This is a genomic window from Vibrio sp. ED002, from assembly GCF_023277445.1.
GTDB lineage: Bacteria > Pseudomonadota > Gammaproteobacteria > Enterobacterales > Vibrionaceae > Vibrio > Vibrio jasicida.
The window spans coordinates 2,681,412-2,693,530 of record NZ_CP080238.1; the positions used below are offsets into that span (position 1 = coordinate 2,681,412).

General features: G+C 46.0%; 9 protein-coding genes. 7 read left to right on the forward strand and 2 right to left on the reverse strand.

Annotated elements, in window-relative coordinates; genetic code table 11:
* Positions 1-91 precede the first annotated feature (91 nt).
* Positions 92-1,276: an NO-inducible flavohemoprotein gene (hmpA, locus tag ITG12_RS12475; RefSeq protein WP_248873110.1), complete on the reverse strand. Its 1,185-nt coding sequence runs from the start codon at positions 1,274-1,276 to the stop codon at positions 92-94.
* A 111-nt stretch (positions 1,277-1,387) separates the two neighbouring features.
* Here hmpA and nsrR point away from each other — a divergent pair, with 111 nt between their 5' ends.
* The 5 genes from nsrR (at position 1,388) to trpS (ending at position 7,201) form a co-directional block, all read left to right on the forward strand.
* A complete protein-coding gene (gene nsrR / locus ITG12_RS12480) occupies positions 1,388-1,813 on the forward strand; it encodes a nitric oxide-sensing transcriptional repressor NsrR (protein WP_038872016.1) in 426 nt (141 codons plus the stop codon).
* 117 nt (positions 1,814-1,930) lie between these two features.
* Positions 1,931-4,417: a ribonuclease R gene (rnr, locus tag ITG12_RS12485; RefSeq protein WP_038872013.1), complete on the forward strand. Its 2,487-nt coding sequence runs from the start codon at positions 1,931-1,933 to the stop codon at positions 4,415-4,417.
* Positions 4,418-4,493: 76 nt separating this feature from the next.
* Positions 4,494-5,237 (forward strand): 23S rRNA (guanosine(2251)-2'-O)-methyltransferase RlmB, encoded by a 744-nt coding sequence (gene rlmB / locus ITG12_RS12490; RefSeq protein ID WP_038877265.1) that lies wholly within the window; start codon positions 4,494-4,496, stop codon positions 5,235-5,237.
* Between the two features lie 123 nt (positions 5,238-5,360).
* A complete protein-coding gene (locus ITG12_RS12495; protein ID WP_038872010.1) occupies positions 5,361-6,047 on the forward strand; it encodes a phosphoglycolate phosphatase in 687 nt (228 codons plus the stop codon).
* Positions 6,048-6,163: 116 nt separating this feature from the next.
* On the forward strand, positions 6,164-7,201 hold the full coding sequence (gene trpS, locus ITG12_RS12500; protein WP_005432761.1) for a tryptophan--tRNA ligase: 1,038 nt from the start codon (positions 6,164-6,166) through the stop codon (positions 7,199-7,201).
* A 61-nt stretch (positions 7,202-7,262) separates the two neighbouring features.
* Here the strand turns inward: trpS and ITG12_RS12505 are convergent, their stop codons facing one another.
* Positions 7,263-7,637 (reverse strand): hypothetical protein, encoded by a 375-nt coding sequence (locus tag ITG12_RS12505; RefSeq protein WP_038877268.1) that lies wholly within the window; start codon positions 7,635-7,637, stop codon positions 7,263-7,265.
* Positions 7,638-8,162: 525 nt separating this feature from the next.
* Here ITG12_RS12505 and ITG12_RS12510 point away from each other — a divergent pair.
* Both ITG12_RS12510 and ITG12_RS12515 read left to right on the forward strand, forming a co-directional pair.
* Positions 8,163-11,111 carry an ExeM/NucH family extracellular endonuclease gene (locus ITG12_RS12510; RefSeq protein ID WP_038877270.1) on the forward strand — a complete coding sequence of 983 codons (2,949 nt, stop codon included), beginning with the start codon at positions 8,163-8,165 and terminating at the stop codon, positions 11,109-11,111.
* 188 nt (positions 11,112-11,299) lie between these two features.
* Positions 11,300-11,887 (forward strand): aminodeoxychorismate/anthranilate synthase component II, encoded by a 588-nt coding sequence (locus ITG12_RS12515; RefSeq protein ID WP_038872003.1) that lies wholly within the window; start codon positions 11,300-11,302, stop codon positions 11,885-11,887.
* The last annotated feature ends 232 nt before the right edge of the window (positions 11,888-12,119 follow it).

Consider the following 12,119-nt stretch of genomic DNA (forward strand, 5'->3'; position numbering starts at 1 on the left):
ACCAGTAGCTTCATAACACTCTGCCAATAAAAACAACAAAGCCCACATCATGTGGGCTTTGTTGTTTTTCCCGAAACGTAATCGTGAGCGATTAAACGACTTTGTGTGGACCGAAGCATTCATAGTGGAATTGCTCTTGCGGAGCACCAAGTTCAAGCAGTTGTTTCGCTACGTGCTGCATAAAACCAACAGGGCCGCAGAAGTAAACTTGAACGTTGTCTTGTTTCACTGCTGCTTCAATTTCGTGTAGGTTTACAAAGCCGGTGAAATGGAAGTCTTCACCCAACTTATCTTCTGCCGTTGGTTGGTTGTACCAAACCAGCGAGTTCATATTCTCTTTTGCGCCAACAATTTGATTCACATGATGTTTGAATGCGTGTTGTTGGCCGTTTTCTGCTGCGTGTACCCAAGTTACAGGTGCTTTGTGTTCAGCAAGGCTCTCAAGCATTGAAAGTGTTGGCGTTAGACCGACACCAGCGGAAACCAAAACAACGGGTGTACTTGCTTCTACGTCCATAAAGAAGTCACCCGCAGGTGCGGCTAGCTGCACTTTATCGCCGATGTTGAGATCGTCATGCAGGAAGTTCGATACCTTGCCGCCGTCTTCACGTTTTACCGAGATACGGTAAGTGTTTTCTTGTACCGCAGAAGATAGGCTATACTGGCGAATCTCTTGGTTTTCGAACTTATCACTGTTGATGTAGATACCAAGATATTGGCCCGGTTTGTACTCAGAAACCTTTTCACCATCGACCGGTTTGAAGACGAAGCTACAAATGTTCTCGCTTTCAAGTTGTTTACCAACCAGTTCAAACTCACGCAGACCACGCCAGCCACCTTGAAGTGCTGCATTTTCTTGGTAGATTTGTTCTTCACGTTGAATGAACACGTTTGCTAGCACGCCGTAGGCTTCTGCCCATGCGTCAATCACTTCTTGACCAGGAGAAAACAGCTCATCAATGGTAGCCAGTAAGTGCGTACCAACGATTTGGTACTGATCTTTGGTGATCATAAAACTGGTGTGTTTGTGGGCGATTTTCTCTACTGCACCAAGTAGGGCTGGTAGGTTGTCGATATTGCTTGCATAAGCACAGATAGCATTAAATAGAGCTTCACGTTGGTCACCATTACGCTGGTTACTCATGTTGAAAATGTCTTTCAACTCAGGATTATGGGTGAACATGCGGTCATAAAAGTGCGCAGTCAACTTCGGGCCAGTTTCTGCAAGAAGTGGTGCGGTTGCTTTCACGATATCAATGGTTTGGTTGCTGAGCATAATGGCTTCCTATTTAAAGTTGTATTTGTAATGCATGTTTAAAGTTGTATCTCAAATGTATCTTTCGATCAAGAAAAGAATTACACTTTTGCTTCTAGAGAGGATAGCAACATGCAGTTAACTAGCTTTACCGATTACGCGTTAAGAACCCTGATTTACTTGGCTTCTTTGCCCAAAGATGAGCTTACAAATATTACCGAAGTAACTGATTTATTTGGTGTATCACGTAACCATATGGTGAAGGTGATCAACCGTCTGGGTCAGTTAGGTTATGTACATACGGTGCGTGGTAAAAACGGCGGCATTCGTTTGATGAAGCCGGCAAAAGAAATTACTGTCGGTGGTGTGGTGCGCGATCTAGAGCCATTAGATTTGGTAAATTGTGATGTCGAGTTTTGTCACATTACGCCAGCATGTCGTCTAAAAGAGAAGCTAGCAAAAGCGAAATTGGCTTTCTTAGCTGAATTAGACGGTTGCACTATTGATGAACTGCTTCGCGACAACTCAGAGCTGCTGATCCTGCTTACACGTCCTTAGTTTTACGTGTGTCTCTCTCATCCTTTCAAGATCATTCTTTTTTCAAAGCAATTCTGTAGCTTATCAAGAGACTCGGATATACTAGCTCTATACCTTCCTTGCTAGATAGGCACGCCTATGTCAGACAATATTCCAAACGATCCATTCGCAGATCGTGAATCCAAAAATTACGAAAACCCAATTCCAAGTCGAGAGTTCATCACTGAATTTCTGCAGCAAGCTGGCGTCCCAATGAATCGCAACGATTTGTTTGAAGCGCTTAAGCTAAAAGGTGAAGATCAATACGAAGGTTTACGCCGTCGACTGCGCGCGATGGAGCGTGATGGCCAGCTCGTGTTTACGCGTCGTCAGTGCTACGCGCTACCAGAAAAACTCGAGATGGTGAAAGGTTACGTAATTGGCCATAAAGATGGTCATGGTTGGGTGCGTCCTGAAGGCAGTGTCGGCAAGGATAATGACATTGTGCTGCCTCATCACCAAATGAAACACATCATTCATGGTGATTTCGTTTTGGTTCAACCGACAGATAACAGCAAGCGCGGCCGCCGTGAAGGGCGTTTAGTCCGTGTTTTAGAAGAGCGTAACACGCAGATCGTTGGTCGTTTCTTCCTAGAGTACGGTTACTCTTACGTTGTGCCTGATGACTCGCGTATCAGCCAAGATATTCTAATCCCAAATGAGCACAAAGCAGGTGCCCGCATGGGTAACGTGGTGGTGATTGAGATCACTGACCGTGGTTCTCGTTCGCGTGGCATGATGGGTAAAGTGGTTGAAGTGCTGGGTGAAAACATGGCTCCGGGTATGGAAACGCAAATCGCGATTCGTACTCACCAAATTCCTCACGATTGGCCAGCGGCTGTCGATAAACAAATTGAAAATCTAGGCGAAGAAGTCCCAGAAGAAGCAAAAGTAGGTCGAGTTGACTTACGTGAGTTACCGTTGGTGACCATCGATGGTGAAGACGCTCGTGACTTTGATGATGCGGTGTACTGTGAGAAGAAAAAGAGCGGTGGTTGGCGTTTATGGGTAGCGATTGCTGACGTAAGTTACTACGTACGTACAGACTCTGCGCTGGACAAAGAAGCCATCAACCGTGGTAACTCGGTGTACTTCCCATCGCAAGTTGTGCCAATGCTACCTGAGGTGCTATCAAACGGTTTGTGTTCACTTAACCCACAAGTTGATCGTCTGTGTATGGTGTGTGAAATGACCATCTCTGACACCGGTAAGCTGTCAGGGTACAAGCACTACGAAGCGGTGATGAACTCACATGCACGTCTGACGTACAGTAAAGTGGGTGCGATTCTAGAAGGTGATGAAGAGCTGCGTATGCGCTACCACAACCTAGTGCCTCATCTAGAAGAACTGCACAGTATGTACAAAGTGCTAAAAGACGCTCGTGACAACCGTGGTGCGATTGAATTTGAGACCGTTGAAGCTAAGTTCATTTTCAATGCCGAACGCAAGATTGAAACCATCGAGCCTGTGATTCGTAACGATGCACATAAGATCATCGAAGAATGTATGATCCTAGCGAACATCGCCTCAGCGTCTTATGTCGAGAAGGCAAAAGAGCCAGCATTGTACCGTGTTCACGAATCTCCGGGTGAACTGCGCTTGCAGGGTTTCCGTGATTTCCTAAGTGAGCTTGGCTTGGATTTGAAGGGCGGTCTTGAACCATCACCAACCGACTACGCAGACTTGGTAAAACAGATTGCGGAGCGTCAGGACAAAGAGCTGATTCAAACCATGCTGTTGCGCTCAATGAAGCAAGCAGTATACAACGCGGACAATGCCGGCCACTTTGGTTTAGCGCTGAAGCGTTACGCGCACTTCACGTCGCCAATTCGTCGTTACCCAGACCTGCTGCTGCACCGCGCAATCAAATATCTGATTGCCAAAGAAGAAGGTCGCAATCAAGATCGTTGGACCCCAACGGGTGGTTACCACTACTCGTTTGACGACATGGACTTCTACGGTGAGCAATGTTCGATGACAGAGCGCCGTGCAGACGATGCAACTCGTGAAGTGGCTGATTGGTTGAAGTGTGAATACATGCAAGACCATGTTGGCGACGAGCTGGATGGTGTTATTGCCAACGTGACCAGCTTTGGTTTCTTTGTTCGTCTGACTGAGCTGCACATCGATGGTTTGGTGCACATTTCAACGCTAGCGAACGACTACTACCAATTTGATCCGATTGGTCAAAGACTTATCGGTGAAAGCTTCGGTAACATCTATCGTCTAGGCGATGCGGTGAAAGTGAAAGTGCTTGCGGTTAACTTAAATGACAAGCAAATTGACTTTGAATTAATCGAAACAAGCCGTAAGCTACGCGGCAAAGGTAAGACTGCGAAGAAACGCGCAGCAGATGCCAAACGCAAAGCAAAAGAGAAAAAGCGTGCGGCAACCAAAGGCGGTACTCGCGCGAAGCCGATGATTGAACCGACCAAGCACCCTGAACCTGCGGAAGCAGGCAGTGCTCGCAAAGGTAGCGCGAAACGCGGTGACGCTGAAGGTACGAAAAAGCCGAAGAAAGCACGCAAGAAAAAGCCACACAGTAAGCCGAGAAAGACTAAGCGTACTAAGAGCGACGCTGAGTAGGCTGAAGCGCCAATCTAGTCCGGATTTAAAGGGGTAGATTGGCGAAGGCAAGACGACCAGAACAACAGGTTAAACAATGAGTAACGAATTTATTTACGGCATTCACGCAGTGAAAGCGGTATTAGAACGCGAACCAGAGCGTTTTATCGAAGCATACGTCCTAAAAGGCCGCCAAGACGATCGTCTAATGCCAATCCTGAATGACCTTCAGGTTTGTGGTGTTTCGATTCAACAAATGACTCGTAAAACGCTAGATGACAAAGCGCACGGTGCTAACCACCAAGGCATCATTGCTCGCGTTAAAGCTGCGAAACAGCTTAACGAAAATGACATTGATGGCATCCTAACGCAGCATGAATCACCGCTACTATTGGTATTGGATGGCGTGACGGATCCGCATAACCTAGGTGCTTGCCTACGTAATGCAGACGCAGCTGGCGTAGCGGCGATCATCGTACCGAAAGATCGTTCTGCTCCGATGAACGCAACCGTAAGCAAAGTGGCTTGTGGTGCAGCTGAAGTCGTGCCATTGATCCGAGTGACCAACTTGGCTCGTACTATGCGTACACTGCAAGAGCAAGGTATCTGGTTTGTTGGTACGGCGGGCGAAGCAACGCACGACATCTACCAAGCAAAACTGACGGGCCCTCTTGCTATCGTAATGGGTGCAGAAGGTGACGGTATGCGTCGTCTAACTCGCGAAACCTGTGACGATTTGATTAAGATCCCAATGGCAGGTAGCGTTTCAAGTTTGAACGTATCTGTGGCATCTGGCATTTGTTTGTTTGAAGCTGTTCGTCAGCGTATTGCTGCAAAGTAATTGCTAAACAAGTTTTAATAAACAAATAGTTACTGCAAAGTCAGACATAATGATAAAAACAAAGGATGGGGTGCCATCCTTTGTCGTTTTCACCGATTTATAAATAGAATTTTCAGGGAAGTTATGACTCAACAAGACATTAAATTCATTGCCTTTGACCTAGACGGTACTTTGCTTGATAGCGTGCCCGATCTTGCGGTTGCCGCCGATCAAGCTGTTCAAGAACTCGGTTTTCCTTCTGTTTCAGAAGAACAAGTTCGTGACTATGTTGGTAACGGCGCAGACGTGCTGATTGGACGCTCATTAAGTCAAAGCCTGACCATCAATCCAGAGTTGAGCGAAGAGCTTCGTGCAAAAGCGCGTGTGCTGTTTGATGACTACTACGAGCAAAGTGGTCACAAGTTAAGCCACCTTTACCCAACGGTAAAAGAGACGCTGGAAGAGTTGCACAAAGCCGGTTTTGTTATGGCGTTGGTGACCAACAAGCCTTCGAAGTTTGTGCCTGATGTTTTAGAAAAACACGACATCGCAAAATACTTTGTTGATGTGCTAGGTGGCGACGCGTTTCCAGAGAAAAAACCAAACCCAATTGCACTGAACTGGTTGATGGAAAAGCACCAAATCCAACCGAGTGAAATGCTGATGGTCGGCGACTCGAAGAACGACATTCTCGCAGCAAAGAATGCAGGCTGTGCCTCATTTGGTCTGACTTATGGCTACAACCACGGTGAGCCTATCTCTGCATCAAATCCAGATTTCGTCGCTGACAGTTTGGCTGAATTATTGGATGTAGTAGCGGTTTCTGCATAACGGCTACAAAAGAGCTTCCAAAATACTCGTTAATGAGTACACTGAGTAAACCGTGCACCTATCGTTGCACGGTTTTTTTCATTTATTTAGATTAAGAAGTCAAAGGAATCATTCTAATGAGCAAACCCATTGTATTGAGTGGTGTTCAACCTTCAGGTGAACTAAGTATCGGTAACTACTTGGGTGCTCTACGTCAATGGCAGCAGATGCAAGACGATTATGATTGCCAATACTGTGTGGTAGACCTTCATGCGATTACGGTTCGTCAGGACCCTAAAGCGCTGCATGAAGCGACTCTAGATGCACTGGCGATCTGTCTGGCAGTTGGTGTTGACCCGAAGAAGAGCACGCTATTTGTTCAGTCACACGTACCAGAGCATGCTCAACTTGGTTGGCTTCTTAACTGTTACACTCAAATGGGTGAACTGGGTCGTATGACGCAGTTTAAAGACAAATCTGCACGTTACTCAAACGACAGCTCAAGCCAGTTTGGTGATGTAAACGTGGGTCTGTTTGACTACCCAGTACTGATGGCGGCAGACATCCTGCTGTACGGTGCGCATCAAGTGCCTGTAGGTAGCGACCAGAAGCAACACCTAGAGCTAGCGCGTGATATTGCTAACCGCTTTAACAACATCTACTCACCAGAGCAGCCAATCTTCCAAGTTCCAGAGCCTTACATTCCGACGGTAAACGCGCGTGTAATGAGTCTTCAAGACGCAACGAAGAAGATGTCAAAATCTGATGATAACCGTAAGAACGTTATCACGCTGTTGGAAGAGCCTAAGTCGATCATTAAGAAGATCAACAAAGCGCAAACCGACACAGAAACACCACCGCGTATCGCTCACGATTGGGACAACAAGGCAGGTATCTCTAACCTAATGGGTCTGTACTCTGCGGCAACAGGCATGAGCTTTGAAGAGATTGAAGCGAAATACCAAGGCGTTGAAATGTACGGTCCATTCAAGAAAGACGTTGGTGAAGCGTTGGTGACTATGCTTGAGCCAATTCAAGCTGAATACCACCGAATTCGTGCTGACCGCGCTTACATGAACGAAGTGATGAAGCAAGGCGCTGAGAAAGCATCGGCACGTGCGGCTGAAACGTTGAAGAAAGCGTACGAAGCAGTAGGTTTTGTTGCTCGCCCATAGTTGCTAAAGAACATTCAGAATTTAAGAGCTCCACCATCGGTGGAGCTTTTTTATGCCTATGTTACTGAAATGGCGTGTCTTCCATGCAACGTTCCATATCGTAATACTCCACGCGTCCTCTTGGGCCTAGGAAAGCAGACTTGACGACAAAGCCACGATCAACAAAGTAACTTAATTCGATACAAGATATCTCGTAGCTGGATTCCTTAATACTTGCGGGTAGCCAATAGTAGCCAGGGCCAGGTAAGCGGGCGGTATAGGTGATTAAGCCATTATCACTTACTTCAAACATTTTGAACTCACTGAGTTCTTGCTTAGCCACTTCGACCAGATGCTCAGAGGTACTTGGTTCGATGGGCTCACTCGAGGTCAATTGACACCCCGCCATTAACATTGAAGCCGAAAGGGCTAGCGCAATCTGCTGAAATTGTTTCATTTTCTTATCCTAATCGTCGTTATTGGAGATCTTGTTATCTGTCTCTCATTAGCGTTATAACGAGTACTTATGGATTTTGCTAGATTTGCATGGTGAGAGTAATGCTTGGTTTATAAAACTTTGAACTTAACGCGCATAAATAATCTCAAAGGTTATTTTTAATGGCGCAGTAAAGGAAAGAAATAATAAGTTCGTCATTCTAAATTAGCATTGCTTAATATTTAAATTATATTGCTAGAATTGAATTAATTCAGATTAAATACTCATCCATTCACATAGCATGCTGAGTGATATAAAACCGAGTAATAAGTCTAATTATTGATATTTATATTCTTAGTTGCTGTATTTGTTACAAAAACTGTTTAAATGGGCAGCCCTGGCATAATTTTGCGTATTCACGTGTGATATATTTCACGGCTTTTACTGGTGTTTCTTATTTATTTCATAAATAAACCTGATAGTAGGCACAAATGGTGGGCTCTGCTCAGGGCTTAGTTTGCATTTAAATAAATATCAGGTACGACAATGGATACGTTAATCAAACCCTCTTTACTTGCACTGACGATTGCCAGCGCGCTTAGTGCCAATGCTAACGCAGAAATTATCCTTTCCCAATATGTTGAAGGTGGCTCATACAACAAAGCCGTAGAAATCGCGAACACGGGCGATGCAGCGGTAACGCTAACCGGTTACGAGCTAGCGAAATCATCAAACGGTGGCGGTACTTGGGGGAGCACACTCGACCTTAGCCAAGTGACGTTACAAGCTAACCAAGTGTATGTACTGGCTCATGGTGACGCGAGCGATGCCATCAAAGCTGTCGCGGATATCACAGATAAAAGCGTTGCGAACTTTAACGGTGACGACCCGATCGCACTGCTTAAAGATGGCGAAGTGCATGACATCATCGGTGTGATGGGTGACGTAGATTTTGGTAAAGATACCACATTGGTTCGTAACAGTGATGCACTAACCCCTTCTGCTACTTATGATGCATCTCATTGGACGGCATTTGAGAAAGACAACATTGACGGTCTTGGTGAGCTAAATGCGACGGAGCCACCAGCACCATTCGCTTGTGAAGTAGACGGTCAGCAACCTAACTTCACCACCATTCAAGATATTCAAGGTGAAGGCGATTCGTCACCATTTATTGATGGTTATCCATACATTACTGACGAAGATCATTTCGTAACTGGTGTCGTGACTGCTGTTACCACTGGCCTAACCAAAGGTTTCTACCTGCAAGCGTTAGAAAGCGACAACAACGACAAGACTTCAGAAGGCTTGTTCATTCATACCGATGCCGCGGATACCAATCTAAAATCAGGCGATGTTGTTTGTGTGAAAGGTAAAGTTCAAGAGTATTACAGCAATACTCAGCTAGCTTCTGATGCTAACAGTTATGTGAAAACGGGCACATCGGATATTCCTCGAGTTACCGATCTTGTTATCAAAGAAGGTGAGACACTACGTGATGCGCTAGAGCGTCATGAAGGTATGCAAGTTGAACTGAAATCAGCAAGCGAGTTGTTTGTGACTCGTAACTTCTCTTACGACTACGACTCTCGTCGTAACAATATGATGCTGTCTCATGAAGCGCCATTGTTTAAGCCGACTCAATTGCACGCAGCAGAGAGTGATGCAGCTGTTGAGCTAGCAAAAGACAACGCAGCGAACCGCGTATACCTAGAATCTGATGGCAAAGCACCAAACGGCCAAATTCCTTACTACCCTGACTTTGCGAAAGATGCAGACCAAGATGGCTCTTCTGAACAGCACATTCGTCTTGGTTCGCGAGTAGAAGGTCTACAAGGCGTGGTGGCTTACAGCTACAACGAATACCGCCTGATTGCGACCAATGAAGTCGATAACACCAACTTCGTGACTTCAGGTGAAGGCTTCGACGTGGCTCGTAAAGATGCGCCAGCGATTGCGGATTCAGATTTGCGTATCGCGAGCTTTAACGTACTGAACTACTTCAACTCTGTGGCTGACAGCGGTCATGAAAACCCAACCGGACAAAACCGTGGGGCAGAAAACCTCGATGAGTTCCTGATCCAACAAGCGAAAATCGTTGCGGCGATGAATAAGATGGACGCTGACATCATTGGCTTAATGGAAGTCGAAAACAACGGCTTTGGTGACAGCAGTGCGGTGAAGAACTTGGTGGATGCATTGAATGCTGAAATCGAAGACACAGAAGATCATTACACTTACGTTGAAATCGCGGATCAAGACAAATACCAAGACGAATACTTTGGTAGTGATGCGATCATGGTGGCGATCCTATACCGTGCAAACGAAGTGACGCCAAAAGAAGTTGCGAAAGTGATTGTGACACCAGAGCAGCACATCGAAGAAAACACCATTACGCGTAATGACGGTGCAGAAGGCAACCCGGCTTACGACAAATACCAGCGTCATAGCCTGCTACAAACCTTTACAGTGAAAGAGACCGGTAAAGATCTATCTGTTGTGGTTAACCACTTCAAATCGAAAGGCTCTGAATGTATTGAAGAATGGATTGCGGGTGTAGAAGACTCTGAGCCGGCGGATCTGCAAGGCAACTGTAACAACTTCCGTGTTTCTGCAGCCAACGTTGTGGGTGACGCTCTGAAAGGCATTGAAGGTGACGTGCTAGTAATGGGTGACCTAAACGCCTATGGCATGGAAGATCCTCTGCTTACATTGACTGATTACTCGAAAGAGAAATACGGCCGTGACATTTACACTGCTGCTTACACAACCATTGGTGGTGGTGAGCTTCAAGTAGAGAAGACCAAAATTGAAAAAGGTTACGGTTACCATAACCTGAACACGGTACTTCACGGCGCAGACACCTTCTCATACACCTACTCTGGTGAGCTAGGTAACCTAGACCACGCGTTGGCGAGCAACAGCTTGGCACAAAAAGTGGTGGCGATTGAAGATTGGCACATTAACTCACTAGAAAGTAACTTGTTCGAATACAGCAGCAAGTACACCGGTGATATGCCTAAGTACAAAGATGCGTTCTCGGCATCTGACCACGATCCAGTGATCATCGCGATTGATTTCCCGGATACAGACATCGATCTACCAAGCTCAGGTGAAAACCTAGCGGTGGAAGTTCGTCTGCCACCAAACGCAGTTGTTGGTGATATCGTGACGGTAAGCCTAATGGAAGCAACTCAAGCGGCGTCGTCAACCTCTGATGCTGATGGCTACGAAGCGAGTGCAACTTTGACACAAGCGGACATTGATGCTCGCAGTGTCAGTGTGGAATTCGACAAAGCTCCAACAGAGGGCCAGTACGTACTAGAAGAGAAAGTGACAGATTCGACGGGCAACACCGTTAAGTTCACTGATTCTCGCGATGTTACGTTAGAGCCGTCGAGCACGAACCCATCAGACGATGATGATGGTGGCTCATTTGGCTTTGGCGCGCTAATTGCGCTGTTAGGTCTAGGCTTATTCCGCCGTCGCCGCTAAGCGAATTCATTTCCTGACAAACAGTTCCTAAATAGCTGTAAAGACCAAAGGCCAGCCTATGCTGGCCTTTTTATTCAGCAAAAACTTGCCTTTCTTGCTTGGTATAGCAAAATACCGCCCTTGATTGTCACGAACGTGGCGATCACCACGTAAGCATTGCCAAAACGGATTGGAGCAACCGACCTTTTATGTTGTTGATCATCGATAACTACGACTCTTTTACCTACAACCTTTACCAATACTTCTGCGAACTTGGTGCAGACGTAAAGGTGGTGCGTAACGATGAAATCGACATCCAAGGCATTGAGGCGCTCAACCCAACTCATTTGGTGATCTCTCCTGGGCCATGTACCCCTAACGAAGCAGGTATCTCTCTACAAGCCATTGAGCACTTTGCTGGTAAGTTACCTATCTTGGGCGTTTGCCTTGGTCATCAGGCTATTGCACAGGTGTTTGGAGGGGAAGTGGTACGTGCTCGACAAGTGATGCACGGTAAGACATCCCCAATTCGTCACAATGGTCGCAGTGTGTTTAAAAACCTCAATAACCCGCTCACGGTAACCCGCTACCACTCTCTTGTGGTGAAAAACGGTACGTTACCAAAGGTGTTTGAATTGACTGCATGGACTGAGTTGCCTGACGGAACCATGGATGAAATCATGGGTTATCAGCATAAAACCCTGCCAATTGATGCAGTACAGTTTCATCCAGAGTCAATTAAGACAGAACAAGGCCACGAACTACTCGCAAACTTTCTTGCGCGTAAAACGATCTGATCGCGATCACTTTTCTTAACAAATTCTTCATATTTTGTGCCTGAGAAGGGGAATGCAAAACTATGCGTTCTGCCAATTAGGTAGGGACTATTCATTTTTCTCATTTCTTTCTGAACCTTGTCATGCATGGTTTTTATAAAAAATCGCTTCTCTATTTGCGTTTCTTGGTGCATAAATAATCATAGATAGTGAGTATGAGGTGTTACGCTCGCATACGAAAAGAATAAATCAC

Excerpts from the sequence above, each read along its gene's own strand:
- trpS (WP_005432761.1), top strand. The coding sequence starts at position 6,164 with ATGAGCAAACCCATTGTATTGAGTGGTGTTCAACCTTCAGGTGAACTA.
- hmpA (WP_248873110.1), bottom strand. The coding sequence starts at position 1,276 with ATGCTCAGCAACCAAACCATTGATATCGTGAAAGCAACCGCACCACTT.
- rnr (WP_038872013.1), top strand. The coding sequence starts at position 1,931 with ATGTCAGACAATATTCCAAACGATCCATTCGCAGATCGTGAATCCAAA.
- nsrR (WP_038872016.1), top strand. The coding sequence starts at position 1,388 with ATGCAGTTAACTAGCTTTACCGATTACGCGTTAAGAACCCTGATTTAC.
- ITG12_RS12495 (WP_038872010.1), top strand. The coding sequence starts at position 5,361 with ATGACTCAACAAGACATTAAATTCATTGCCTTTGACCTAGACGGTACT.
- ITG12_RS12505 (WP_038877268.1), bottom strand. The coding sequence starts at position 7,637 with ATGAAACAATTTCAGCAGATTGCGCTAGCCCTTTCGGCTTCAATGTTA.
- ITG12_RS12510 (WP_038877270.1), top strand. The coding sequence starts at position 8,163 with ATGGATACGTTAATCAAACCCTCTTTACTTGCACTGACGATTGCCAGC.
- rlmB (WP_038877265.1), top strand. The coding sequence starts at position 4,494 with ATGAGTAACGAATTTATTTACGGCATTCACGCAGTGAAAGCGGTATTA.
- ITG12_RS12515 (WP_038872003.1), top strand. The coding sequence starts at position 11,300 with ATGTTGTTGATCATCGATAACTACGACTCTTTTACCTACAACCTTTAC.